The following is a 26,343-nucleotide window of genomic DNA, read 5'->3' on the forward strand; positions in this document are numbered from 1 at the left end:
AGAACGTTATGGCCCGTGGGGTTAACAAAGTCATTTTGGTCGGCACCTGTGGCCAGGATCCTGAAGTTCGCTACCTGCCGAACGGTAACGCAGTCACCAACCTGAGCCTGGCTACCAGCGAGCAGTGGACCGACAAGCAGACCGGTCAGAAGGTCGAGCGCACCGAATGGCACCGCGTCTCGATGTTCGGCAAGGTCGCCGAGATCGCTGGCGAGTACCTGCGCAAGGGTTCCCAGGTCTACATCGAAGGCAAGCTGCAGACTCGCGAGTGGGAAAAAGACGGCATCAAGCGCTATACCACCGAAATCATCGTCGACATGCAGGGCACCATGCAGCTGCTCGGCGGTCGTCCACAGAACCAGGACGGTGGTGCCCCGCGTGACAACTACAACCAGGCGCCACAGCAGGCTCCACGCCAGCAGGCCCAGCGTCCGCAACAGGCTCCGCAGCGTCCTGCACCTCAGCAGCCAGCGCCGCAGCCGGCTCCGGATTTCGACAGCTTCGATGATGATATTCCGTTCTAGCGGTTACCTTAGCTAAAACTGTAAAGTCTTCCTTGAAGAACCCCGCGCTTGCGGGGTTTTTTCATTTTCAGCATGTGAAAAATCCCTCCATGGTCTTTTATTTGGTGCACACCATGTGAAAACGTAAGTGATGGAGGTGTGATGGGTTTATCCATGCGTAGGTTTGTAGGAAACGACGGTGAGCGGTATGCAGTGCTGGTCGATAGTTCAGGGATGCCACTTTACTATCCAACGCTCTTCACCACCTGGCATCTGCGGTCGCGGTCCTTGGCCGCCAACTCGATTGCGAATGCATTGCATGCAATCAAGGCTTTGTGCGCCTGGGAGGCTCAGGTTGGCATCCACCTTGAGTCTCTATTTTCGCAAGGCGAGGTACTTCGGGAGGAGCAAGTGAGGGCGCTTAGCGACTCGTTGCAGCTTTTCCTCAATCCCGAGCCCAGCGGCAAAAAAATCGTTTCGATCACTCGACGTCCAAAGTCGGTTGGCACCAGTAATCACTATTTCAGATTGACTGTGGTAGCCGACTATTTGGGCTTTCTGGCCACGCGACTGTGCCCAGCTAAGCGGAATTGTAGGAACATCAAGCTGATGGTGGCCTCGATCAAGGCTCACCGTCCCAGCAAGCCCAACAGATCAACAGCGGACAAAGATGAGCGATATTTAGATGAAGCCGTTGTAGAAGCAGTGGAGCAAGCTCTAAGGCCCGGAGCTGATCACAATCCGGCAAAGGGGCACGCAGTGCAAGTGCGTAATGCTCTGATGTTCATGATTCTTCGCCTGACCGGGCTTCGCCGCGGAGAGCTGCTGAACCTCAAGATCGAAGACGTCGATTTCGCTCAGAATACGCTGCGAGTGGTGAGGCGTCCTGATTCGAAAGGAGATTCACGGGCCCATCAGCCTACGGCTAAGACTCGCCAACGAACCTTTCCACTCGCGCAGGAACTTATCTCCCGGATTCATGAGTACGTGCTTCGCTATCGGAACAAAGTACCCGGGGCAAAGAGGCATGGGTACCTGTTTGTGACTCACAAGGAAGGCCCTACTCAAGGTCGCCCACTTTCAATTTCGGCCTTTCAAAAATGGATGCTGGGGGTCGCCTCTATCATTCAGGACTCGAGTGTCCATGCGCATGCACTTCGGCACCATTGGAATTACGCCTTTTCCCAGCACTGTGATGCTATGGAGATGTCTCCCGCGACAGAGGAAAAAATTCGCTCCTACCTGATGGGATGGGAAGAGACTTCTGGCTCGGCGCGAACCTACAACAAGCGACACACCAAACAAAAAGCTGCTGAGGCAGTGCTCGCCCTTCAGACCAAGCACCTGAGAAAGTCCCGTAAGGAGGTGGCCGTTGGATAAAAATGCTCTTCAGACGGCGGTACTCGACCGCTTTTATTCTAGAGAGGGTTATCTCGTACACTTTGATAGCTCTCGATGGGAGCTGAGCAAGGATGTGACTATCCCGATTGGGTCAATTTCGAGATATTTCGCGGAAAGGGATTATTCGTTTCGGCGAGTTCTGGAGTTTTACGCAAGAACTGGGGCTCCTTCCCATGCGAGGAATATCTTTAATCGGTTCTTGCATTACTGTGAGCAGGAGAAAGGCGCTGAACTATTTTCCTCCACGTCGTTGATTTCCTATCGATCATCACTGAACAGTAAAACAGAGTGGTACATGGCTGTGTTACGTGGTGCGATGCGTCAATGGTCGCGACTGGGATATCCAGGCATCTCTGAAGAAGTTTTAACCTTGCTGAATAAGTGGGTTATTAAGGGGAATGAGAAAGGCTTCGCTGTCCAGTCGATGTGCCCTGACGACGGACCTCTAACCGATATTGAACTCCAAGGGGTTATCGCCGCGGTAGTTGATGGATTTACCGGCAAGCGCCTTACATTGGAGGAGACCTGTCTTTCAATGATATTGGCGATGACGGGGCGTCGCTCTGGCCAAATCGCGGCACTTAAAATAAAAGACTTGGATTCCAGCATCCCAGGAAGCTATGGAGTTAATTTTCCTAGGGCCAAGCAGCGTAATACAGCTTGGCGCTGTGCATTCAATCGGTTTGCGATTGTTGAGGACCTTTGGCTGCTTTTGCAGCAGCAAGCGGATTTTGTGAAGGCGGCTTTTTGCAAGCAGGCAGGTAAGTTTCTGTCTGAAAAAACTCTAAACGACTTGCCGTTGTTTCCCGTATCGTACGTTCTCAATACCGGTTCCGATGTTCAGGCGCTACTTGAAAGTGATCGGTTGCATATTCCCTCCCAAGAGGTCTATAAGACGATGCAGGGGGTTGCCAAGACAATCGCTGTCATCAGTGAGCGCACTGGAGCGACTATTGCCCTTAATCCTAATCGCTTCCGTTACACACTCGGTACAAACCTGGCCCGTGAAGGGCGAGGGGAGATGGTCATTGCTGAAGCGCTGGATCACTCCGATACCCAGAACGTAGGCGTGTACGTCAAAAACATCCCTGAGATCGTCGAGCGTATCGATAAGGCCGTTGCTTTGCAGCTCGCGCCGTTTGCTCAGGCATTTCGGGGAGTGCTTGTTAATTCAGAGCGGGATGCACGCCGTGGGGATGATCCGAGCAGCCGAATCTCGAACGGCAAGGCCAATGTAGGCACCTGTGGTAGCTACGGCTTCTGTGGCGCACTGGCACCCATCGCGTGTTACACCTGTGGCCATTTCCAGCCTTGGGTCGATGGTCCTCACGAAGAGGTCTTGGATCGGATTATCGAGGAGCGGGATCGGGTTCGCGACAACTGCGATGATCTGAAGATTGCCTCGATCAATGACCGACTGATCCTGGCCGTGAGTGATGTCATCAACCGTTGCAAGCAGGCCAAGGGGGAGTTCACGAATGGCTGAGTTACTGCTCTTCATCCCCAAGCATCAGCGTGACAGCCGGCAAAATCTGCAGGATTTCATTGCGATGTGCCGTGACCGCTTGACGGTATTCGGGGCAGACTTGGACTGGCACGCGAATGCCTGGCCCAAGGTTGGCAATTTTACGGTCATGGGGGCGCCTGCGAGGGGGTACACGACTGATCAGCTGCTGGATGCAGAAATTATTCCCTTTGCCAAAGCTTATGTTCGCTACCAGCAAGGTCACAACCCCACCCAACTCAAAAACGAATTTAAGGCGATCCGTTGCATCGAAAAAGCTTTGCTGACGGTTAAGAGTAAAGCGGACATCACACAGGTAGATCAGCTTGTCATGGACGTAGCGGGTGAAGTGGCGAGGGAATACAAGGTTACGGGCTACCAGGCAGGTATGAGCTTGTTGAGGCTTGTGGAATTTCTCAATGAAAGTCGGATTGTTTCCGATCAGATTACATGGCGTAATCCCATCTCTAAGCCCAAAGAGATGAACAGGACCGATACAGAAGGCAGAAAAAAACGAACCGAAAAGTTACCAGAGGATCACTGGCTGGAAGCTATGGCAGAGATGTTTTCCAACGATCTTGTGAATGCTCGGGATCGATTCACCACGTCCATATTTGCACTACTGATGTGCGCACCATCTCGCGTGTCGGAGGTGCAAGACCTGCCGGTGAATTGTTTGCACCTTGAAACAGATGGAAATGGTGTCGAAAGACTAGGGCTACGGTTCTATTCCGGAAAAGGGTACGGCTCAGATATTAAGTGGATTCCTACCGTATTCAAAGACATCGCGACTGAAGCTGTTCGTAGGCTGACAGAGCTGTCCTCTCCTGGGCGGGCATTGGCTAGATGGTATGAAGACAATCCTGGGAAATTTTACCGTCATGAAAACTGTCCCAAAGTACCTGAAGACCATCCACTGACTGATGAGCAAGCTTGCATGGCGCTTGGCATTAAGCAATCGAGATGGGCGTTGAACCAGATGCTCTCGAAATACTCACCCTATCGTACTTTGAGGTCAAAGGGTAAGCCACTGACGCTGGCATTTTTAAATGATTACAGTCATAGCAAGCTTCCTGTCGAATGGCCTTGGAAAAATAGAGAACGCAACATTAAGTATTCGGATGCTCTTTGCTGCTTCAGGGAACATGAATTCCGCACTGACTACAGCCCGAGCCCTGTCAAGATATGGGGAACCGGTAAGAGTACGTTTACCACGGACCTGAACGTAATTGATGGTCAAGAGCACAGCATCTGGAAGCGTCACGGCTACAGAAATCCAGATGGCAGCGAGATTTCGATGACCTCACACCAGGTGCGGCATTTTCTCAATACCGTGGCTCAGCGTGGCGCGTTGGGGCAGCTAGACATCGCTAGGTGGTCGGGGCGGGCCAATATTCATCAGAACGCCGTGTACAACCATATGAGCGACGACGAATACGTCGGGCTCGCTAGAAGTTCGGGTATAGGCGGTGTGCTCGAAAAAATCCAAACAAACATGCCCGTTACCTACGCAGATCTAAATGTGGTCGGGGAGGGGATTGCGCATGTCACTGAGTATGGATTCTGCGTGCATGACTACTCGATGCTGCCCTGCCAAAAACACCGGGATTGTTTGAATTGCACCGAACAGGTGTGCGTAAAAGGCGACGCAACCAAGCTCGATCGGCTCAGGCAGCAGCGGAGCCTTACGCATATGCAGCTTGAAAAGGCCAAATCAGCAGATGCATCAGGAGCGTATGGCGCTGATCGCTGGAGCCAGCATCAGATCAGGACCTTGGAGCGACTGGAGCAGTTGATTCAGATACTCGAGTCGCCCGACCTCCCGGACGGTACCGCCATTCGGCTGAGCAATGAACATGAATACAGCCCACTGAGGCGAGAGCTTTCCGCCCGGCAATCCTCATCCAGGGTCATTTCACCAGAACTAGATATTCATGAGATGCGAAAGCTGTTGGGGGCCTTCTAGTTATGGCTAAACATCTGACGAATAGAGATATCGAGCGGCTGGTCGGTTTGATTGATGGGTGGAATGGCAAGCTCACATGGGATGCCTTGTGTGATCAAGCCGAGGGCTTGATCGGGACGCGGCCCACTCGACAGACGCTCAATGCGCACGCTCGGGTGAAAAGTGCGTTTCTCGCTAAAAAGGCCCAGCAGAAATCGGGCTTCCAGCCCACGAAGCGTCCCGCAAGCCTGGCGATCGCGGAGCAGCGCATCCAGCGTCTCGAAAATGAGAACCAGCGTCTGAAGGCTGAGAATGGCCTTCTACTCGAGCGATTCATTCGGTGGCAGTACAACGCTCAACTACGTGGTATCTCTCAAGGCATGCTTGATGTCCCGTTACCGAGGATTGACCGCGACTCGGCAGAAAAAAGTACCTGAAACGTGAGGTTAAAGGGTTACGGAGGATGCTGCGAAATTGCATGTACTGACCACCCATTTGCATTCGACGAGACCACTCAATTGCATTCGATCTGAGCAGTCATTTGCATTGGCCGTGACCAAGCGCGGCGTATTGATGATCGGTGGGTCGGATAACAGTTGAACACGAGATAAGTGTTGTTTTTGCATAGGCGCAAGGTCTCCCGCATGGCGGCCCGATCCGTGCGGCAGGCGACAGTCGAACTGGCATGCTGAGCTGGCATGACGGAACTGCAGGGGCAAACTTCGTCGGCCATTTGCCGACTAGAGTTCGTCTTCGTGATCCTTTAGTCTCGCTATGCTGGCCCTCAGCCATGCCTCGCTTACGAAGGAACGTCCATGCAACCTTACGAACCTATGCCGGCGGTGCTAGATCGCCAAATCGGTAATGAACACGATGACGCGTTTGGCCACCGACACTTCGCTCAGGCTTTGAGGAGCCTTGTGGAGTCCGACCACCATCAACCACCATTCAGCATCGGCCTATTGGGCGGTTGGGGTACAGGCAAGAGCTCGATCAAAGAGCTGTACACGCAAGGACTAGTAGATGATGCCAACGCTGCATCTGGTGCCATGCCCAGAAAGGATCGATTCAAAAGCATCACCTTCAATGCCTGGCGCTTTGGGGGCAAAGACCAAGACATCAAGCGGGCGCTGCTGAGGCATGTCTTTCTTGAGCTTGGCGGTGACGAGAAGATCCTGCACGACAAGCTGTTCCGGAATGTGACCCACACAGAGCAACACTGGAAGGGTTGGAAAGAATACGGTCTTCAGTTGTGGCGCGCCTGGGCGATGCCGTTGCCGGCATTTCTCATCGCCATGGCCCTGCTCTTGCTGTTTGTCTGGATTGGGCTCCAGCTCGCGCCCGCTGATTCACCTATCGTCCAATCGACGCTGGCGCTGATTCTCACAGCTGGCTACAGCTACCTGCTTAAAAATCTGAAGCCATCCAAGATCGATAGCTTCCGCTCGGTCACTAAGGTGTCCCTTCCCAGCGCCAGTGCTGAGCAGTATGAAGAAATGCTGCTAGAGCAACTCAAGACCTTCAAAAATCCACCTAAGGTGATTAGAAACAAGCCCAATCCTTGCGAGCGCCTGATCATTTTCGTCGACGACCTCGACCGTCTCTCCGCTGAGGAAATGGTGCTTGGCCTGGATGCTGTACGAGCGTTTATGGAGATTCCCTCGGATAAGCTCCCACGAGGGCTCGGACTAGTGTTTGTCATTTCCTGTGATGAAGCGAAGGTTGCCGATGCACTATGGCGGGGCCGCAGCCACAACCCCGAGCATCCAGGAACGGTCTTCAGCCACAATGACGCGCGGCGGTACCTGGATCGTATTTTCCAGTTCCGTCTAGAGATACCACCACCACCGCGTGGTGACATGCGTCAGTTCGCACTTAAGCACCTGCTGACTTTCACCGAGATCGTCAATGACCTCAGCGCCAAGAGCATTGCGCCAGAGCAGTTGATTGAGCGCATGATCCACGTAAACGTCGTCGACCCTCGTAATGCACTCCAGATCGTAAATGCATTTGCCCAATCCTGGTGGTTGGCCAAGCGTCGCGAGAACGAAGGCATCAACGGGCGCCCAGGCGGGTTGCATGCTAAAGCCGTAACAGGGAGCGCAGAAGCACTAGCGGCCCTCAGTGCTGCGAAAGTCAGCTTTCCGGATTTCTATCGTGACCTGCAGGATGACCCTGAGCTCCTAGATCAATTAACTGAGATATTCGTCAATGACCGTTCAGTGTTGGAGGCACCGTCTAACACCCAGCCACTTTTGCTGAAGCGGTATGTGACCCTGGAGCAGCGCGAGGATGTGCAATTCACCAAGATTCGCGAAGGGTGCCGAGAGCTGAGGCAATTCCTCTCAAGCTTAGTAGGTGTGCCTTGGCCGGCTTCACTGCAAAGTCTCTTGCTGCTGTCCGAAGATCCCATCAGCCGAAAGTTCGGCGCAGGCACCCGTCTGATCCATGGATTATTGGTATCCGGCGACACTAAAGGTCTCATCGAGCACCTATCACCGCGCGCTGACAAGATCGTCTTAACCGAAGACCAGGCTCGGTTGCTGCACCAGATGATTGGTGAGCTTCATCTCGAAAGCCCAAGCCGCCGGCTCAACGCCATGCGCGTTGTCGCTAACCTCCTGAATGACCTGCCACCCCGCACGGTTGGGCTAGTTGTTGGCACGCTTTGCACAGAGCTCTCGACCTCTCGGGAGCTCAGATCAATGGTTGGTGTTGTGAAGTTGGCCACTATCTTGCCACTCGCCAACAAGCAACAGCAGCAAAGCGTCGCAGTTTCACTCGTCAGCGATCTCTGCACCGAGGGAGCCTCGTTTGGCTTGAGCCTGCAAAATATGCAGACCCCAAGCTTGGACGATGGTATTGGGATGGCCAAGGCAGTGGCAGATATCCTCCTCGAAATCTGGGCCGTACATGGTCTTCCACCACCCCATGGAGGGATGTTCGAGCGTTGGATTCATGATCGAACTATCAGCATCAATGGGGCAGCTCATGCGTTCCCATTCAGCATGCTTGAGGAGTGGATTGCTGCGTACGAGGAGCGGATTCTCGCGACATTGGGCACAGACTATGCCGACCTACTGGCGGTAGAGGTGGAAGCCAATCGCAAAACCCCGTTGGATCTCCCTCGGGCAGCTTCTCGAATCAATGCGTTGTTCGAGCAACTGGCTGCAGGTGGACTTGAGAGCCATGATCAGCTTTGGACAATAGTCATCCGTTACCTGAACCTAGTGAGTGATGAACTTCAAGCTTGTGCGTTGACGGTAATGGAGCAACATCACTCACTGATGAGCAAGGATGTATTGTCCGTATGCCTGAGCCATTTGACCAAACTGCTCATTGCTTACCCAGAAACGTCGATGGACTTCAGCAGGGGGTTCAACTGGCTGGTTCAGATCACAGCTAGCCGCCTAGGGGATCTCTCTGACGAGGCTCAAGAGAGCCTTCTCTTACTGCTTGATGACATCACCTGCGAGAACTATGCAGATCAGGCAGTGATCTTGTTCGATGTACTCAAGCGTGGCGAAGCCCTTCGGTTTAGTGCGTCTCAAAATTGGGTTGCGACGCTTGCCGATCAGTTGCCATTGCAGTGTTGTGAGACCTTGTTCCAGTGTTACTCCAGTATCTCCAGCGAGGCCAAAGCCGCAGTCATCGCTTACTTTGACAGTGGCTTTAAAACAGCTTCGCTGCCAATACGCTTTGTTCAACTGTACAAGCTGGCAGTTGAGAACATCCCTCTAGAGAGCTGGCAAGAATCAGAACTGCAAAGCCATCTGAGCACTGCGCTGAATCGAATGCAGCCTCTGATGTCCCGGACGCCGGAAGACCTCAGCGTTCTCCTTTCCGGTCTGTCCCAGATCTACCTGCAAGCTGATCCATCAGTCATCGCGACGAGTCTGCAGAATTCATTCACAACAGGCACAAGCTATGTCAAGCAACTCGGTATACTGCACAAATTCTTCGGGCCGACCTGGGCGAGTGCTGCATCAGTAGGCCTAACCAATATCTGGGATAAGATCTTCACTGAAGCGCTTACGGTTATGAATGCTAACCGTGCTGAGGCTAAGCGGCATGTATTACGATCCTTGCAGACCCTGATTGACCTGGATTTGGTTGCCGCCACTCGTCAAGACGATCTCACGAAGCTTGCCTGCAATGTGTGGCAGGTTGATTCGATCGAGGCCGAGGATTACTTCGTTGAGTCATCCGCACCTATGACTGCGCCTCAGGCTGCTGCGCTACCAGATACTATCAATTGGGAGCAGCAGGAGGAGGTCGATCGTCTTGAACGTGTATGGAGCAAAATCTCAAGACACTTGAATGCCGATAATCAGCAGGCAGTCACTGGGCTGATAGTGGGCAAAGGTCAGGTCGGGAAAGGAGATTTACCAGATCAGTGCCTCACGATCTGGACGCGGTCAATGGGCACCAGCGCCTACGGTGTTCTTTCCCAGGCCATCGTAGATCCAGCGACACCGGATGCTGCTCAACGTCGCTTGTGGCGTCAGATCCGATCCCTACCTCAGCAACCCTCGGGGCAGGTGCTCTTGCAGTTGGCGCTGCGAATTCTGCAGCAGACATCAGCGCCCGAGGCATGTGCCGCAGTTAAAGATGACCTCGGCTCGATCAGCCAACGCTTTACCGATCAGACTTCGCGAACAGGTGTCGCCGTCATACTGCTGAATGGGATGCCCAAATGCCCATCTATGGCCACCAAAGCTAATCTGGCACAGCTGGCGCATGATCTGGGAACCTCCGCAGTCCTTCGAAGTTTAAATGCCGAGTCGCTGACTGCGGATGACCTTCAGGTGGTAGGTGAAGTATTCGGTGAAAGTAAGGAAATGAAAGCCTTGCGTAAGCGCGTAGATAAAGAACAAGCATGATTGGGCGTTAGCTGGAGCTGCATACCTGTATCCTGAGCCAGGCAGGGCTTGGCTCGGGATCCACCCAGGGGTGAGCAGTTCAGCTGCTCCTGGGCCATATGAATCTTGGGCGCACGGTGCATTACCTAGGTATTGAAGTCGATGACGCCCTGGATACGGCGGAGGAGACGGAGGCCTGAGATCTTACAGCGGTGGTCGGGGTGTGACCGTTGCTGTCCGACCCAAAGCTGCCGTTGGTTAAGGGTTATTTTTTGCGCTGCATCTCTTGCAGCCAATCGCATGTCGCCACAAGCTAGCTTGCGCTCTCTTCAGAAATCACAGAATCATTGCGAGCCACCGTCGTAAGCGAAGAATCTCAAGAAATAGACGCTGTACACGATGGCGCCTTTCGAAACGATTTCCGAGAAGACCGGCGTCGCTGAGAAGCGCATACTGCGGGCGAACGCGTTTCTCATCAACTACGTGCTGTTGCCCAATCTGTCGCGAGAGCATTCTGAGAACGTCAAAAAGGAGCCGAACAAGTACTTCTTGCGCGGCTATACCCAGCTTTTTGTTGGACAAAAGGCCGTGGTCGCTCCGCCAGCAGCGTGATCGCGCGAGCCTGGTTGGCTCTCACCGTGCTGAGACCTCATGAAGCAAGCCTTGATCAGGGCGGCGCGCATTATGCCCAGGCAATTGTTGGGGACAGCTAGCCAAAAGAGGTTTTTCGCTCTCGTCAGTGCCTCATAGCCGATGCGGCCTTCTTCCGTAGCCGTGCCGTCCAGCAATGCGGTGATATTGGCCTTGTTAGCGACGTAGAGCACAGCGCCGATGGATTCACCCTTCACCTGGTGAACAGTTTCAACTCTTAAGTCATGGCCTTCTTGGTCATCAGCTTTGGCACCCTCGAGCGCGACATCCGCCAGGCGATTGTGGTTAGACCGAACCTTTGGTTAATGTGGGCAAGCAAAGTGCGCAGATTTGCGACGAGCTTTGGATGCCACTCTGCTTTGGCTTGCAGTGACGAGGACGGTAGTCCTCAATCAGGCGAAAACGAGAGAAATCCGACGCAAATCGTCAGGCAACCAGGCGTAGGAGGGGGAACGGCGTCTATGCTTCTAGGATACCGTTTGCACGGTATCCACCACCGATTGTGTCCTTTCTAAGGAGTCAACCATGTCTGATGCATTCGACTTCTATGCCCCGCTTTCTTTACCCGACGGGCGTGTAATTTATGGGGCCGCGGCAGCAAATGTGCGTGTAGCTCAAGCTGGAGGGTTCAATGTGCTTTCAGCGGAGCTGGTGAATATGGGGATAAGGATGGGATATCAAAAAGCAGTGTCGGATTTCCGCAATTCCCAATCACGCCGTTGATCACAACGCCTTAAAAGCAGAGGACGTCCTCGGCTTACCTGCCGAGGACTGACGGTTTAGCACAGCTTCCTAGGTCGCGTGAGTCTCATGCAGATTCAATTTCGGCGTTTGGGTGATCCCTGTGCACCACATGCGGGGAGGAACATTGACCGAGGTAATGATTTGGGGGCTACTGCTTCCAAGTGATGAACGGTTTCGAAATGAACTGATCCGACACCTGATGGGTGTGCACCAGCCTGGCCAAGCCCCTGGCAACCGTCAGGTTTCAGCTTTGGGGCGCGGGCCTGCGACCAGCCAAAAAGTATTCCTGGCTAGCATCAAAGCTCCCACCTCCGGCCGGCACCTGATCAGAACGCTGGCCCAGGTTGCCAGTAACTATGGTGACATCGACTGGAGCGCCAACTGCGGAAACATGCCGCCTTCCTTAGCGCTGTGGACAATTGATATCAGCCTGATAGAACAGGAAAGATGCCGCGACCTCCATTCTAGTTGTCGCTAGCTTTCCTTTCGACTGAAGAAACTACTCGCAGCCATACCTAAAACACTGAGCGCAATAGTGAACATTAGGCCTATAAACCACTTATTTTGGTCATACATTTGATCAATCTCTGCTTTAGTTTGCATCAACTCGGATTTAATGGATTTTTCAGCATTAGTTAGATCTTTTCTGAGCATTGGTATAGCTAAGGCTTTTGTGGGGTCCGCAGTGATTGCTGTCTCGAGGGCATCAAGTTTAATGCTAGCCGCGTTCAATCTGGCACCCAGCAGTTCAGCTTCAGTTTTCCAGCCATGCTCACCGGGTGCACTAGAGATAGCTTTCACACTGGTCAATAATCCATTGACTTCAGCACGTAGTGATCCAATATCCGACTCTAGCCTACTGTTCTCAGCTTGCAATCCAATTATTTTTTCTGTCAAATCACCGTTGCTTAATACCTTTTTGTCGTTCGATATCAAACCGAAGAGCATAGAAATAGTGGCGACTGCAGCAATTGACGATGCCATGCCTGCAACCGTGGCAGACCAATTCTTCGCTTTGTTCTTATTCACGTCACTTACGGATATTCGATCTTTTTCTTCGTTTACATTAACTTGCTTCAGGGAGTCAAACGACGGCAGATCTACCACTTGTGAGGCACTGCCCTCTCTTAAATTTACAAGGAACAGGGATTCAGTGCTGCCAGTTAAAGAATATACAAAAACCTGAACCTTCTTCGACAGTAACTTTGAGTATGCGATCGCCTGATCGATTGATCCCTGTAAATTGCTTACACTGCGCTTTATTTCAAAAAAAGCCAGCAATTGATTTGTACTAGGATCTTGAATGGCAACATCGATTTTTGGCTTGGCGCCATTACTTGCTACCAAGGCGAATTCTAAGAGTATTGATGATTTTGGATATCCTAGATCCAGAAGTCGATCAATAAGTCTTTGCCTAACCTCACCTTCATTGAGCTCCACTATGCATCCTAAAAGCCAGATGTATTTTATATGGCCATGTTCTGGTAATTAGAATTCATCGCATAATTAACTGCCATTGCGAAGAACTAGTCTAAGCGACACTTCAGCGTCGCCTAGCTCTTAAACCAATTTCGATCAGGACTATTTCAACGGGTCGCAATATAGTTCGTAGTGTAAAACTCTTCAAAATCCACAGGCCTTAGCTTCAGCTGAAGAAGCTGACTTCTAATTCCCGCCTCATCACTTATCAAGCCCTGTGAGCACACAGACTTAATAAATTCTCGAATATTTTTCTTTAAGCGCTCGAGTTTATCAAGATCCATTACTCTCGTGGTTGACTTTGGCGATGCTGCATGCTCAAATTTCCTGGAGAGATGAATCATCATTGGAAAGTACGAAACAGTATTGCCATATTTATTCTCAAACCACTCGCCTGATCCATTTAGCTGATTGCAATCATGCTTATTTATGGATTCGGCTATTGCACCATTTTTGCACTCGATCACAATGTACTGACTTGGACCTATTCTCCACAAAACATCCGGGCCTTTCCCGGACTCTGTCTCGGGCCGCTGCGAGCTGAATCCTATAAATCTCGCCAGCTGTGCAAAAGCCAACTCGAATCGCGGAGCTGTATCTGGCTCAAATTTCAGCTCCTCTAATATACCGTCCAGCTCGATTATAGGCATATTGGGGTTGCTGAAACCTTGCAAATAATCTTTGCATTCTCTCGCCTGTTCCAGAAGCTCACCCTCCAGCTTATGGTAACCGATTCCATCAATAGGCTTTAAGGTTCTGGGGTTGTCATTGGCAGCAGAAAGCACAAGCTTTTGCGCTTCAACTTGATCGTAGAGATTTATATATTCTGCCGCTCTTAGCTTCAAATATGATCTCATTACCTTGCTAGGTGACTCGACAGCGTTAAGAATATTTCTTCCAATATCTTTTGAGTTGTTAGAGGACGCCTGATCATACGCATTTCGAAGTGCAATAGTGACTGAGTCAACATTACTTGTCGGGGTGGCCGTCAGGCTCGTTAATGCGCCTTTGCTTGCGGAGACCCAACTTGGATCTTGATTCAAGCAATACTTTAAGGTCTCCCAGATAGCGTTGAGATCAGCCTTGGCAATCTGACTCGCTACTTTCTCAGAGAGATCTAACTGAGCTCTCGTACCGACTGAAAAATTTTGCACGCCTGAACTGGCATAAAGCTTGCGCGTTAGGGTCTTACCCATTAATAGAACAGCGCAATAATCATCATTTGATCTAACGCCACGCCCCATCCCCTGTTCAACTCGCTGAGTTATTTGCGTAGCTGTACGATCCGTTCCTAACAAGATGCCCTCTTCAACTTTGTCGATCATGCGTCTGACGTCTGGAAGTCCGTCTATGACCAATAACCTGCAGGCATCATTGGGCAAATCGATACCATCATAGCGGTTGACCAACACTGTAAGCCCCGCCTTGGTACTTTTAAGCGATGCGATACCCGCATGAATATTGTTTTTCTTCAAAATTGAATCTGCAACATCTCTCCAGTAGTTGGCGCGGTAATCTGACGGAACAATGATAACCACGTTCATGAATTTCTTGGCGTGCGAACAAAGTTGCTTTATATTGTCATCTGATAGCTCGGGGTTTATCACTTGCGGCATTAATATCAGTCGATCGCCAACATCACCATACGTATCAGGGCATATTGCCTCATATGCTCGAGGATCTGTTATGCCGAAGTGACTAGCCAGAACACTATCATCTGCCAAAGTCGCGGTCATGAATATTTTACGCTTTGCGTACTCGATGCTGGGTATTGAGTTGATCGGTATGCAGTGAGGGGAAATCTCTATCTTTGAACTGCTCACAACACAGCGTGATAGCTTCAGATTTTCTTTTACTAACGGCCACTTAAATTTTAGGTATTCTTCGTTCTTTTCGGAAATTAGCAGCCTGCTTATCTCACTAATATTGCTCTGCCATGCCCAGAACGGCGCAAGCATCTGAATGGATGGATCCAGACTCTCCAATTCTAAAACCCTTGGCTCACTCTGTTGCAGCAACGAGTTTCGCAGGGCCTTATAAATGCCTTTGTACGACTCACTGGAATTTGGCAATGTGATGGTATACTGATCCTCTATTGTCTCCAAGCATGCATGGGCATCATCGACAACAAGCGATCCAATATTTATCTTTATACCTTGATCACCGGCACCAAATGCAGACATGCCATTCACTAGAGTGTGAATATTGGTTACCAGTATTTCTTTGCCTTGAAGAAAGCCATGCGAGTTGTAATCAGTTGTCGCTGAGAGTCCTAAAGACTTTGCCTCCTGAACAACCTGCTCAACAAGATAGTTGTCAGGAACTACATATACCGCCGGCCCCTTCCTTTCATTTAAGCAACTTTTCAACAATAGCAGCCCGACGACTGTTTTGCCGCTGCCAGTATTCATCTTAATAACAAGGTTGCTCTCATTTTTCCTACTGTGCCACTGCTCCCAAACTTTCGATTGGACATCTCGTGGATACTGGTATTTCCCCTTCTCCTTTCCAGGCAACGAATTGAAGATATCCCGAGGCTGTAATGCAGTATCGCTGTTTTGGCCAGTCTGCAGTTTTGAAAAATCGATCATAGGACGCTTTCCCTGTCTATTGCGATTACTTCAGGTTGGATCAAAGGGGTGGCAGATATAGCGATATCACCTCGCCACTTCTTCAGCGCTAATACGCCAAGACGTGAAAAAACGCAACCCCTAAGATGTGCGTGGTTTTTCTCTCAGAATGCCGCTCCGATGTCGCTCACCGTCGAAGCAAGCCACTTGGCGAAAAACTTGCTGCCGGCTACTTGAGTTAGGGCATCGCTTGATTTCTGCTCGGTTGGCGTTTCATCCTGCTAGTCATGGACATTTCAATGCTCGGTGTCCATATCCAGCGCCCTAGCTAGGGGACATCATCCCGATAGCGAAGCACGCTGCAAATTCGTGGTTCCGGCAAGATTGTCCATGGTTAGAGCATGTAACCCGTAGGCGAGCGCTTCGACCTGACCATTGCCCTAAGCCTGCTGGCGGCCAACAGGGAGTTTCCGCTGGCAACGCTGGACGCGGTGGAGTGCCTTCGAACTGGCGTTGTCGGGCGCCGTGAGACCGGTTCAGGGCGTGCTGCCCGTTGCGCTCGCCACACGGGTGCTGCGCGGGTGCTGGTGGTGACCGCTGCCGGCGCCTAGAACCTGCTGTTCAGCGGCCTCCTCCGGCCTGTTGCCGCCGCTGGACAAGCGTGAGGTGCTGGAGACGGCAGCGATCCAGTCAGTGGCGGATCCCAAGCCGCTGGATTGCTGCCCACAAAGGCCGTTTCGTCACCCGCACCATCAATGCGACTGAAATTTGCAGTGGATAGGCTGATCACGCGGCGAACAATGGCGCGTGCCGCGCTTGCGGTTGTGCCCCTCGGGCAGCAGACGACCAGTCCAACGAACTCGACTGACCTCCCACCGCGGTGCAGGATTCAGCCATGACAACCTGCCCCACGCTACGATATCGTATTGCCACTACAATGTGCTCAACACGATTAGCCGAGCAGAGGTCAACAAGGAAGTAAAATGTCTTTTATACCAACGGAGTATCAGGGTAGAGAGCAGGCGTACGTCAAGCACACCATTCTGAGAACTTACTTACAGCGGCTGTTCATGATCATTGGCCGCAGTGAGAAAGTGATCAATTACGTCGACTGCTTCGCCGGCCCTTGGTCGGAAGAATCTGATGACTTGCACGACACCTCCATTGGTATCTCGTTGAGCCTGATGAAGGATTGCGCGAAGTCGCTTGAAGAGCGGCATGGCGCGAAAGTGCAATTCCGCGCTTTGTATATCGAGAAAAACGACGAAGCTTTTGCGAAACTGAAGGGATTCCTGTCCAACAACACGGGCAGTGGCGTAGACGCCAGCTGCATCCACGGCGACTACACGACAAAAATTGCTGACATCGCGAATTGGGCAAAACTGGGGTTCACGTTCTTCTTCATCGACCCCAAGGGCTGGAAGGTCATCACAGCGCCGGTACTGGCGCCGCTGTTGGCGTTGAACAAAGCCGAATTTCTCATCAACCTGATGTACGACTTCGTCAACCGAGCGATGTCGATGAAAGCCCAGCAGGCTAACGTTGAAGAGTTGCTCGGTAAGCCAATCACTTTCTCAGGCGAAGAGACAGCAACCGAGCGGCAGCACATCATTGTTTTTCAGTACCGCCAGATGATGGGGAACCTTTACAACGGCAGGACCGCGCACGTCACCGTTGAGCGGCCTGGCATGGACCGCGTCCTGTACTTCCTCATCTACCTCACGCGACACCCCATGGGGCTCATTGTCTTCAAGGATGCCGCCGAGCAAATGGACATGGTCCAGCGTGTCAGTCAGTTCGAGACCAAACTGAGGCAGCAATCGAGCAGGAGGCCTCCTGTTTATGATCTATTCTCCTCCCCTGAAGATCAGCCCGAGCCAGTCAACGTTCGGGACAACAGAATGCTCGCAAGAAAGTATTTGCTGACACGCCTCTCCGCAACACCATTGCTGCTGGACAACGATTGCTGGGCAAACTTCCTTGAGGAATCCGACCTCTACCCGACGGACCTGCAACTCGCATTCAAAGACCTGGCTAAAGAAGGGAAAATCACAAATCTGGATGCGGATGTACGTAAGCGGACAAAGAATCCAGTAAGGCCTCACTGGCCACGAAAAAGTGAACGGTGGGTGCTCTGCGCAGAATCACTTTTAGCAAAATAAACTTGCTGGCTGTCTATCGACAGCCCAAAAACCAGCCAATGAAAATAAAGTTTGAACACACCATGAAATCACCGGGCAAATAATATATTAAACAAGTATTATTTTACTGGGATTGTCGGGCAAATGTGTTATGCTTCTAACTTGGCAGGGCCACGGACAGAAATGCCAAACACTAAGGTGATAGTCATTTGAGTCGCGCCCGGTTTACATGAGCATCGTGCACGACAGGAGTTACAGTGCAATGAGTACCCAGACGAGCATAGAATGGACCGAAATGACATGGAATCCCATCGTGGGATGCACCAAAGTATCGCCCGGCTGCAAGCATTGTTATGCCGAGAACATGGCGCGCCGGCTACAGGCCATGGGCACTCCAGGTTATGAGAATGGTTTCAAGCTAAGCCTGCGCCCGGAGAAACTGCGCGAACCACTTCAGCGCAAGAAGCCGACTATTTATTTTGTAAATTCCATGTCGGATCTGTTTCATGAAAAAGTCCCTGACCATTACATCGATCAGGTTTTTGACGTCATTCGTGAGGCTACGCAACATACCTTTCAAATTCTGACCAAACGCGCAGAACGGCTGGCTGACTACTTCAGTAAGCGCGTTCCACCTACCAACGCCTGGCTTGGCGTATCGGTCGAAGACAAGGCCTATGGCGTTCCTCGTATCGACTGCTTGCGCCGTGTGAATGCAACAATCCGCTTTCTCTCGGCGGAGCCCCTTCTGGAAGACCTCGGTGAAATAGACCTGACCGATATCCACTGGGTGATCGTTGGAGGCGAGTCGGGTGCGAAAGCGCGTCCCATGCAGCAAGAATGGGTCGACAACATTCATCGCCAGTGCGATGCCTCTGGTTCCGCATTCTTCTTCAAGCAATGGGGCGGCTGGGGGGCGGATGGCGTCAAACGCTCTAAAAAAGCAAACGGGCGGCTGCTGAACGGCCAGACCTGGGATGAGATACCCCTGTTGAATTTAGCCTGAGTTAAAGGATTTACCGGATGGCCAAGGATGAAAAATACAAGTGGAATATTTCCACCGGGACATATCCTCAGATTGACCCCCATAGCAAGATTAAGCACAAGATCATTCAGGATTATATCCGCTCTTACATAACGGTCGTGATGAGCAACCAGATGATTCCACGAATCGGAATCAGCATCATCGATGGGTTCTGCGGCGGGGGCATTTATAAAGACGATGACGGTGTTGGCGTCCATTATGGATCGCCGATCATCGCGCTGGAAACTGTGCGCGAGACAGTTGCGGAGATTAATATCCAGAGAAAGCAAGACCGCGAAGTAATTGCAAAGTACTACTTTGTGGACATCAAAAAGGAAAACATCAACTATCTGAACGCAGTGCTTAATTCGAAAGGATATTCACACTTAATTAACAAGGATGTATTTCCGATAAAGTCAAGGTTTACCAGCGCGCTCCCTGCACTAATAAATCAGATCAAGCAATTAAAGTTCTCGCAACGCGCACTTTTCTTGTTGGATCAGTACGCTTATAAAGATGTGCCCTTCTCCAGCATCCGCACCATCTTTCAGGAAGTGAAAAACGCAGAGGTGTTGTTGACGTTCAACGTTGACAGCCTGATTGACTATCTTTCTGACCATGAGGAAAATCGTAAGGCGCTCCATAATATCGACCTTGAAAAATACATTCCGTGGGCAAAGCTCCGTTCCTTCAAGGCCACTCGGCCCCACGAATGGCAGCACATCATTCAGCGCTTCCTGGCAGAGGGCATACTGAAAGAAAGCGGCGCAGATTTCATGACGGTATTTTTCATAACGCCGTTTGGCGCTAACCGTCGCACCTACTGGTTCATTCATCTCGCCAAGAGCTATCGCGCCAACGCCGTGATGAAGGAAATCCACTGGAAATATGGCAACCACTTTTCGCACGCGATGACGCCCGCGTTGTTCGTGGGTTACGACACCAAGCGCGACATCCAGGTTTCCGATCAGCACAACCTCGGCTTCGGTGAAGAGCACTTCTTCGATAGCGTCACCGGAAAGCGCATCGAGAAAGAGCTCTCCGAGCTGCTGCCCAGACAGATCTACCAACAGCCCGTACAGACATTCGAGGACATGATGAAGAGCATGGCCAACGGCACGATGGCCAACGAAAGCATCGTTCGCGAGGCCCTCCACATGCCAATTCTGTGCAAGGACATAGAGGTTTACGACAAGGACAGTGGCACCAAGCGCCGCAAGGGCAGCAGCATCAAGCCCTCAGATATCCTGATGCCAGCGGCGCAGCGGACGATGTTTTTCTTACCTCCTATCTCGATGGTCCAGAAGGGAAAAACGGAGCTCGAAGACGAGTGATTGCCGGTGACTCCCCCAGCAACGGCCAAGCTCAACTTGAGCTAGAGCGTCCCGCCGCAGCCAGGCTCCACTGGACAAGCATCTTTAGCCATCGAAAGAGTCGAGCCAAATGGGTAGACTCGAAAGATGGCGATATAGCATGACAGGGAGTTTTGGCTTGGCTGACCTGCTTCAACGCGTCGACCTTTCGTACTGCCCACCATTGAATGAGCCGGGTGGGGCGGCTTTGAGGGAAGGCATGCCCATGACAGCTAAGACCTTGTCAGTTGCAGTGGCCGTGCTTGCGAACTTCTGCGGCGCACTATTGGCATGCTTGATCGTCATCTGATCACCCGCTCTGAACTCGTAATCAATCGCCGCTGACTGCGCTGTTCCGACACTCTCGACTTGGGCCTTTTTAGCATTGTCGTACAGGGCGCAGCCGCCGAGAGATGCGATTGCAGCAACGATCAGGGTAAAGCCGATGGGTTCCATCCTTGGACCTCTTCTTTGTTTCTCACATGAGATCACTGGATCGATTAGGTGCATATATGCAATTTGCCGTCGTACGAGGCCCCAAGCCGATCGAGGCCGCATTTGCTTGAGACACGAACAGTAGGCTTTGGGGGAGGGCAAGTTTTACTGGCCGTCGTGTCCGTAGTCGCTTCGCATGCGGTCGTCGGCTGGGCAATTTGATGTATCCTGATACTCGAGGCATCCTCCGAAAACGCTGCTGATTCTTGATGCTCGGTACGAGGGGGGCGCGGATCCTGGCAATTGGAGAGTACTAGGTGAAAAAAACAAAGCAGGAAACGCAAGCTGTCAAAGAAGAGAGATTGCGCGCCGATGCTAGAGCTGTACTAGCAGAGCGAACCTCGAAGCGCAGTCGCTTTCTGAACGCGGTTCTTTCAAACAGCGCGGATTTCGAGCCAGTTGGGCGATTGGCCGGCTGAAGTATTTTTCTCTGGTTTTCTCCACTAGTCCCGGAAAGGCCGAGATCACCGGTTTAGGGCTAGAGCTACCGTGTGGCCACTATTGAAGCTCACTCACCATCCGCCATGGCTACGGCTCTTGCGCGGTATCAAAGAGCATCGAGCTGCTGAAGATTGTCTCGTAGCTTGCTCCTTCCAGGGATGCGATCTCAGCGTCCCCGTAGATGTAGGTTTTATCACCTAGAACTCTGTATACGTATGCACTGCCTTCCTCAGATTTAAACCGCAAAATCGACTCCAAGGGTTCCATCATCCACCGACCAGCGTGATTGACATGGTCTGGAGTAATGAGCAGCACACTTTCCACTCGTAACCCGCTTTCCTGGTCGCTCACGAGAGATTGGAGGAGCTGGTCGTTACTCAGCATCAGCATCGGATGCTGCACAAAATCTCCATCCTGCTCCTGGGTGGCGACGTAGAACCAGGGCCTATGGATGTTGTGTTCCACATAGCTCCATGCGGTGGAATCCCCTCCAAAAAGACTAAATTGATCGATTTTTGCGTGCTGGTAGGTCCGAAACATCAGTGGATCTCTAAATATACTGTGTACAGTATAGTGCAGATCGCATCGAAGCGGCTTCATCGTTCCCTTTGCGAGTTGCTTCAATGCGATCGGAACTCAAGCGTGCGCTTGGTACGGTGCTCAAGTCGTATCGGCTGAAACGAAATTTCTCTCAGGAATGCTTAGGGCCGAGCCAGGCCTACATCAGCAATCTCGAGCGGGGCAGGTGGAGCCCGTCGCTAGACAAGATCGAGCAGATGTCCGATGTGCTCGGAGTGCATCCCGCGAGTGTCATTCTTGCTGGGTACCTATCCATAGCGGACGGTAAAAGCACTGAGGAGCTGTTGGAGCGAATCCGAGGGGAGCTGGGAGAACTTGGACTCTAGATAGGCGTCCGAAAATACACCTTCCTCCTAGTGAAACCGCATTCAGCAGGGCTGCAGATTTGACAACCAATTGATGCCGATCCCCAGTTGTGCTGTCGAGCCGCGGCTTTTACCGCACCGTCGCCTTTGCCAGCCCCACGTCATGTGGGCGGGTTGGGGGCCTTGGTAGGAGAAGAACGTGCGGTGGTGTTGTGTTGGCTGAGCATGTGGTTGTAGCATGGAATGGCACTGTGCCTGGTGACTCCACCAGGAAGGTAGCTGCCCTCTAGCAGCAGTAGGGTGATCTTGATGAGGTCCAACCCACAAACGTAAAGAATTTAGGTCGATAACGGCCTAAATTTTACAGAAGTTTTTACGGCTTCTGAGAAAAACCATAGAGATCATGGCTTTATTGCAAGCGTGAAGCTTCAAGGTGCCTATTACCGTTCTGATTTGTAAAATTCGGAACTGAAAATCCTGAAACCCCGCGAGTTTTCTCGTGGGGTTTTTATTTGTCGAAAATATAAGAATACGGCTAAGGCTGTGTGAATATGCACTTTTTAAAAATGGTTTTTTTACCTTGCTTGTAGGACTTTTCTGAATTTCCAGTCGTGCTGGCTGGCCATGATCGAAAAGGGCTGCGTGGATGTAGTATCGGCTCCTTTTATGGAGTCTGAAAATGTCCGAGCAAGATGCCCAGAAAGCAAAGCTGAAAGTTGTCATTCCGGAAGAGAGTGAAGAATTTCATGTGCCAGGCTTTGCGGAGGCCTATGCTGCCTTTATTGACGAAGATCCTTCCCGCAAGGTCGAGCCAAACTATCTGGCGTTAGCATTTTTGGTGATCGGTGGAGTTATGGCTCTTATCGGGGCATGGAATCTGCTGGTCGGCCCTGCCAGTATGGCGAGCAAAGCCTTGTCGGCTATAGGCAGCCTCATAATGCTCGCTGCTGTGAAGCTTTCCGGCGACGCGGCGGGAGTTTCTCCTGCGCAGTATCTGGCCCGCGAGTATGCGTTGTTTGATGATGAGGGACCGCTTAGTGAAGGCTACGCGCCCGTCAAATACCTGGGTGAAGGTAAGTTCCGTGTCAAATATTGAATCGCTGCTGAAGCTGCATCGGGTGGTGGAGTAGTGGCGAAAGTTAAAATTGAAATCCCCTCGGCTGGAGAGGAGTTTCAGGTCTCACGCTTCGCTGAAATGTATGAAAATTTTCTGAGTGCCAATCCTTCTGCTAGGCCCAGGCTCAGACTGTTTGCTCTGCTGCTTGTTGTTGTGGGTGTTCTTGCCGTAATTAATGGGCTGCTTGCTTTCGCGGTGGGCCACAGATACCTGATAGTGAAACTGATCGATGGTACGTTTGACGTGCAGTACATTAGAGTTCACTTGGTTTTTGTCTTTCTTCTTGGTGTCTCTGTTCTATTGATCGGCTTGGCGATGTTCAAGGACGGGGCAGGTGTCTCCGCAGAGCAGTTTCTGGCTGAAGAATACGAACTGGTTGGCGAGGGCGGTGTGCTATCGGATCGTGGCCCTTGTCTCCAGTATCTGGGCGAAGGCCAGTTTTTGGTCAAGCGCTGATTCAACCTCGGAGGTTGCCCTCGAGGTTCTCGCTGAGGTGATCCCTTTGGGAGTTCACGCAGAGGACAGGTCTTGAGCTAGGCGCGGTCCTTGCTGGATGGCTTTGGGGCCGCTTTGCGGCCCTTGGCGGGCAAGCCACGCTCCGAGACCGTCTTGGTCAGAAGTCTGCCCATCGACGCGAGATGCCCTGAAGCCAGGCGTCAAGCCCGCTCCCCACACATATCCAGTGCAAACCAATGCCGCGCCGTCGCCAGGTCCAGCCCGGCCCCGAGCAAGCCGAACATCTTGCCCAGCGCCGCTTCCCGGGTCATGCCGCCGCCAGAGACCAGCCCGGTATCCCGCAGTCGGCTCCCCGCCTCGTAGATATCGAACACCACGCTGCCTTCCATGCATTGGCTGATCGCTGCTACCAGCACCCCGCGCTGGCCCGCATCGCGCAAGGCGTCCAGCAGCGCCTCGTCATCCGACGGTCCGGTGCCGCTGCCGTAACACTCCAGCAGCAGGCCCTTAACCCCGGTCTCCAGCAGCGCTCGCACATGAGCCGCCTGGATCCCCGGGTACATCGGCAGCACGGCCAGGTTCACCGGCGATCGCGGCTGACAGTAGCTGAGCATGGTCGGTAATTCCGCCGCCCATTCGCCTTCGCGATGACGGGGCAGGGCGGCGAATGCATCGAAGGCCTCGCTGCGCAGCTTGCTGGCGCGTACACCAGACATCAGCTTGCCAGCGAAGAACAACTGCACGCCGTTCTCCAGCCCTTGGGTGAACAGCGCCAGCGCGCCGGCGAGGTTATCCCAGGCATCGCTGTCCGGGGCGCCGGCAGGCAGCATCGAGCCGGTCAGCACCACCGGCACGTCAAGGCCAAGGAGAAGGAACGACAAGGCCGCTGCGCTGTAGGCCAGGGTGTCGGTGCCATGCAGCAACAGCACGCCATCGTGACCGTCTTGCTTCACCGCTCCGACGATGGCATCGCGCATTGCCAGCCAGTTGCCCTGCTGCATGTTGGCGCTGTCGAGCAGCGGCGACATTTCCTGCAAGCGCCAGTCGGGGCGTGGTGCCTCGGGGTGAGCGTCCAGCCAGGCACGCATGCGCGCCTCGAAACCGCCCGCCGGGGCCAGCCCCTCGGGCGTTTGCAGCATGCCGATGGTGCCGCCGGTGTAGAGGACGAGGAGATTCTTGACTGCGCGCATAAGGGGATTTCCAAAGCAAAAACAGAAAAATCGGGCAAAAAAAAGCCGCCCGCGAAGGGGCGGCTCTCTTTCTGGAGCGAGAAGCGGGTCGAACTTAGCGCTGGGTTTGCGCTGCGCCGGCAACGCTGGTGTCGGCGGCTTCAGCCTTGACACCTTCCGGCCAGGCGGCACGGTCCAGGTCCAGGTCGGCGAACTTGGCGGAGTCGAACACCGGCTGCGAGATACCAGCCTTGCGTTGCTCGTCGTAGTCGCGCATCACCCGCAGGCCGACCTTGAACAGCAGGGCCAGGGCCATCAGGTTGACGAAGGCCAGGCAGGTCATGGTGATGTCGGCGAAGGCGAACACGGTGCCCAGGTTCTGCACCGAACCCCAGACGATCAGCGCCAGGACCAGGGCGCGGTAGCCCATCAGTACCATGCGGTTACGGGTCAGGAACTGCAGGCTGTTCTCGCCCAGGTAGTAGTTGTAGAGGATGCAGGTGAAGACGAACAGCGACAGGGCGACGCTGACGAAGATGCGACCCCAGTCACCGACGACTGCGGCCAGGGAGTTCTGGGTCAGGACAATGCCGTCGCCTTCGAAGCCCGGCGTGTAGAAGCCCGACAGCAGGATCAGCAGTGCGGTGCAGGTGCAGATGACGAAGGTGTCGAGGAATACGCTGAATGCCTGCACTACGCCCTGGGCGCCCGGGTGCTTCACGGCGGCGACGGCGGCGACGTTAGGCGCGCTGCCCAGGCCGGCTTCGTTGGCGAATACGCCACGCTTCACGCCCATGACGATGGCGCTGCCCAGCAGGCCGGCGAAGGCTGGATCCAGGCCGAAGGCGCTTTTGAAGATGGTTTCGAGCATGGCCGGAACGTGGTCGATCTGGGTGCCGATCACATACAGGGTGACGCCGATGTAGGCCAGGGTCTTGATTGGAACCAGCAGGTCGGAAACTGCCGCGATGCGCTTGATGCCGCCGACGAATACGATCGCCAGCAGGATGGCCAGGGCGATGCCGGTGTGGTTCGGCGCGAAGCCGAAGGCGTTTTGCAGCGAGTGGGTCACGGTGTAGGACTGCAGGCCGTTGAAGGCGAAGCCGTAGGTGACCAGCAGCAGCAGGGAGAACACCACGGCCATGCCCTTCAGCTTCAGGCCATGCTGGATGTAGTACGCCGGACCACCACGGTACAGGCCATCGCCATCGGCGCGCTTGTAGACCTGGGCCAGGGTACATTCGAAGAAGCTGCTGGACATACCGACCAGGGCAGTGACCCACATCCAGAATACGGCGCCCGGGCCGCCCAGGGTCACGGCGATACCGACACCGGCGATGTTACCCGCACCAACCCGACCGGCCAGGCTCAGCATCAATGCCTGGAAAGAGCTCAGCTGGCCAGCCTGGCCGCGCAACGATTCCTTGAATACACCGAACATGTGGCCGAAATGGCGGAACTGGACGAAACGGGAGCGGATGGTGAAATAGCTACCCAGTCCGACGATGAGCACGATGAGGAGTTTCCCCGAAAGGAAATCGTTGAGCGCTTCGAGCATGGAAGTGACCTCGGATTCTTATTCTTTGCATGAAAGACAGATAGGAC

The 26,343-nt window shown here is 52.9% G+C and carries 21 protein-coding genes and 1 pseudogene; 16 read left to right on the top strand and 6 right to left on the bottom strand.

Features of this window, described 5'->3' with window-relative positions:
* Positions 1–8 precede the first annotated feature (8 nt).
* The 9 genes from ACPFMA_RS03060 (at position 9) to ACPFMA_RS03100 (ending at position 12,088) form a co-directional block, all read left to right on the top strand.
* On the top strand, positions 9–524 hold the full coding sequence (locus tag ACPFMA_RS03060) for a single-stranded DNA-binding protein (protein ID WP_009397464.1): 516 nt from the start codon (positions 9–11) through the stop codon (positions 522–524).
* 141 nt (positions 525–665) lie between these two features.
* Positions 666–1,883 (top strand): tyrosine-type recombinase/integrase, encoded by a 1,218-nt coding sequence (locus tag ACPFMA_RS03065; protein ID WP_425929655.1) that lies wholly within the window; start codon positions 666–668, stop codon positions 1,881–1,883.
* Positions 1,876–3,390 (top strand): site-specific integrase, encoded by a 1,515-nt coding sequence (locus tag ACPFMA_RS03070; RefSeq protein ID WP_425929656.1) that lies wholly within the window; start codon positions 1,876–1,878, stop codon positions 3,388–3,390. Before ACPFMA_RS03065 ends, ACPFMA_RS03070 begins: the two co-directional genes overlap by 8 nt.
* Positions 3,383–5,374, top strand: coding sequence for an integrase (locus ACPFMA_RS03075; RefSeq protein WP_425929657.1), 1,992 nt, complete (start codon positions 3,383–3,385; stop codon positions 5,372–5,374). Before ACPFMA_RS03070 ends, ACPFMA_RS03075 begins: the two co-directional genes overlap by 8 nt.
* Before the next feature lie 2 nt (positions 5,375–5,376).
* Entirely contained in the window at positions 5,377–5,790 is a 414-nt protein-coding gene (locus ACPFMA_RS03080; RefSeq protein ID WP_425929658.1) for a hypothetical protein, read from the top strand.
* 378 nt (positions 5,791–6,168) lie between these two features.
* Positions 6,169–10,236 carry a KAP family P-loop NTPase fold protein gene (locus ACPFMA_RS03085; RefSeq protein ID WP_425929659.1) on the top strand — a complete coding sequence of 1,356 codons (4,068 nt, stop codon included), beginning with the start codon at positions 6,169–6,171 and terminating at the stop codon, positions 10,234–10,236.
* A gap of 378 nt (positions 10,237–10,614) precedes the next feature.
* Complete coding sequence (locus ACPFMA_RS03090; RefSeq protein ID WP_425929660.1) at positions 10,615–10,827, top strand: hypothetical protein; 213 nt, start codon at positions 10,615–10,617, stop codon at positions 10,825–10,827.
* Positions 10,828–11,391: 564 nt separating this feature from the next.
* Positions 11,392–11,589, top strand: coding sequence for a hypothetical protein (locus ACPFMA_RS03095; protein ID WP_425929661.1), 198 nt, complete (start codon positions 11,392–11,394; stop codon positions 11,587–11,589).
* 121 nt (positions 11,590–11,710) lie between these two features.
* Positions 11,711–12,088, top strand: coding sequence for a PrpF domain-containing protein (locus ACPFMA_RS03100; protein ID WP_425929662.1), 378 nt, complete (start codon positions 11,711–11,713; stop codon positions 12,086–12,088).
* Here ACPFMA_RS03100 and ACPFMA_RS03105 read toward each other — a convergent pair.
* Entirely contained in the window at positions 12,085–13,050 is a 966-nt protein-coding gene (locus tag ACPFMA_RS03105; RefSeq protein ID WP_425929663.1) for a type I restriction enzyme HsdR N-terminal domain-containing protein, read from the bottom strand. The genes ACPFMA_RS03100 and ACPFMA_RS03105 overlap by 4 nt on opposite strands.
* 146 nt (positions 13,051–13,196) lie before the next feature.
* A complete protein-coding gene (locus ACPFMA_RS03110) occupies positions 13,197–15,680 on the bottom strand; it encodes a DEAD/DEAH box helicase family protein (protein WP_425929664.1) in 2,484 nt (827 codons plus the stop codon).
* A gap of 392 nt (positions 15,681–16,072) precedes the next feature.
* Here ACPFMA_RS03110 and ACPFMA_RS03115 point away from each other — a divergent pair.
* The 4 genes and pseudogenes from ACPFMA_RS03115 to ACPFMA_RS03130 all read left to right on the top strand — a co-directional run.
* Positions 16,073–16,412: pseudogene (locus tag ACPFMA_RS03115) on the top strand (magnesium chelatase domain-containing protein); the annotation flags it as partial.
* 230 nt (positions 16,413–16,642) lie between these two features.
* Positions 16,643–17,821 (top strand): three-Cys-motif partner protein TcmP, encoded by a 1,179-nt coding sequence (tcmP, locus tag ACPFMA_RS03120; protein WP_425929665.1) that lies wholly within the window; start codon positions 16,643–16,645, stop codon positions 17,819–17,821.
* Positions 17,822–18,062: 241 nt separating this feature from the next.
* The gene (locus ACPFMA_RS03125; protein WP_425929666.1) at positions 18,063–18,806 is read left to right on the top strand and encodes a phage Gp37/Gp68 family protein; all 744 of its coding nucleotides are present in this window, start codon (positions 18,063–18,065) and stop codon (positions 18,804–18,806) included.
* 17 nt (positions 18,807–18,823) lie between these two features.
* Positions 18,824–20,158 carry a three-Cys-motif partner protein TcmP gene (locus ACPFMA_RS03130; protein ID WP_425929667.1) on the top strand — a complete coding sequence of 445 codons (1,335 nt, stop codon included), beginning with the start codon at positions 18,824–18,826 and terminating at the stop codon, positions 20,156–20,158.
* A 171-nt stretch (positions 20,159–20,329) separates the two neighbouring features.
* On the opposite strand, the gene ACPFMA_RS03135 is transcribed toward ACPFMA_RS03130, so the two are convergent.
* Both ACPFMA_RS03135 and ACPFMA_RS03140 read right to left on the bottom strand, forming a co-directional pair.
* Entirely contained in the window at positions 20,330–20,632 is a 303-nt protein-coding gene (locus ACPFMA_RS03135; protein ID WP_425929668.1) for a hypothetical protein, read from the bottom strand.
* A gap of 567 nt (positions 20,633–21,199) precedes the next feature.
* Positions 21,200–21,652, bottom strand: a complete 453-nt coding sequence (locus tag ACPFMA_RS03140) for a hypothetical protein (protein ID WP_425929669.1) — start codon at positions 21,650–21,652, stop codon at positions 21,200–21,202.
* 83 nt (positions 21,653–21,735) lie between these two features.
* Between ACPFMA_RS03140 and ACPFMA_RS03145 the strand changes: the two genes are divergently transcribed.
* The 3 genes from ACPFMA_RS03145 to ACPFMA_RS03155 all read left to right on the top strand — a co-directional run bounded on the left by ACPFMA_RS03145 (position 21,736) and on the right by ACPFMA_RS03155 (position 23,569).
* Positions 21,736–22,017, top strand: coding sequence for a helix-turn-helix domain-containing protein (locus ACPFMA_RS03145; RefSeq protein WP_071533994.1), 282 nt, complete (start codon positions 21,736–21,738; stop codon positions 22,015–22,017).
* Between the two features lie 658 nt (positions 22,018–22,675).
* Positions 22,676–23,092, top strand: coding sequence for a hypothetical protein (locus ACPFMA_RS03150; protein ID WP_425929670.1), 417 nt, complete (start codon positions 22,676–22,678; stop codon positions 23,090–23,092).
* A gap of 33 nt (positions 23,093–23,125) precedes the next feature.
* On the top strand, positions 23,126–23,569 hold the full coding sequence (locus tag ACPFMA_RS03155) for a hypothetical protein (protein WP_158467725.1): 444 nt from the start codon (positions 23,126–23,128) through the stop codon (positions 23,567–23,569).
* A 200-nt stretch (positions 23,570–23,769) separates the two neighbouring features.
* On the opposite strand, the gene ACPFMA_RS03160 is transcribed toward ACPFMA_RS03155, so the two are convergent.
* Together ACPFMA_RS03160 and ACPFMA_RS03165 are read right to left on the bottom strand one after the other, a co-directional pair.
* A complete protein-coding gene (locus tag ACPFMA_RS03160; RefSeq protein WP_425929671.1) occupies positions 23,770–24,759 on the bottom strand; it encodes an asparaginase in 990 nt (329 codons plus the stop codon).
* A gap of 94 nt (positions 24,760–24,853) precedes the next feature.
* Entirely contained in the window at positions 24,854–26,296 is a 1,443-nt protein-coding gene (locus ACPFMA_RS03165) for an alanine/glycine:cation symporter family protein (protein WP_064302101.1), read from the bottom strand.
* Positions 26,297–26,343 lie beyond the last annotated feature (47 nt).

Origin of the sequence: Pseudomonas sp. NyZ201, assembly GCF_049860765.1 — a bacterium.
Classification (GTDB): Bacteria; Pseudomonadota; Gammaproteobacteria; order Pseudomonadales; family Pseudomonadaceae; genus Aquipseudomonas; species Aquipseudomonas bharatica.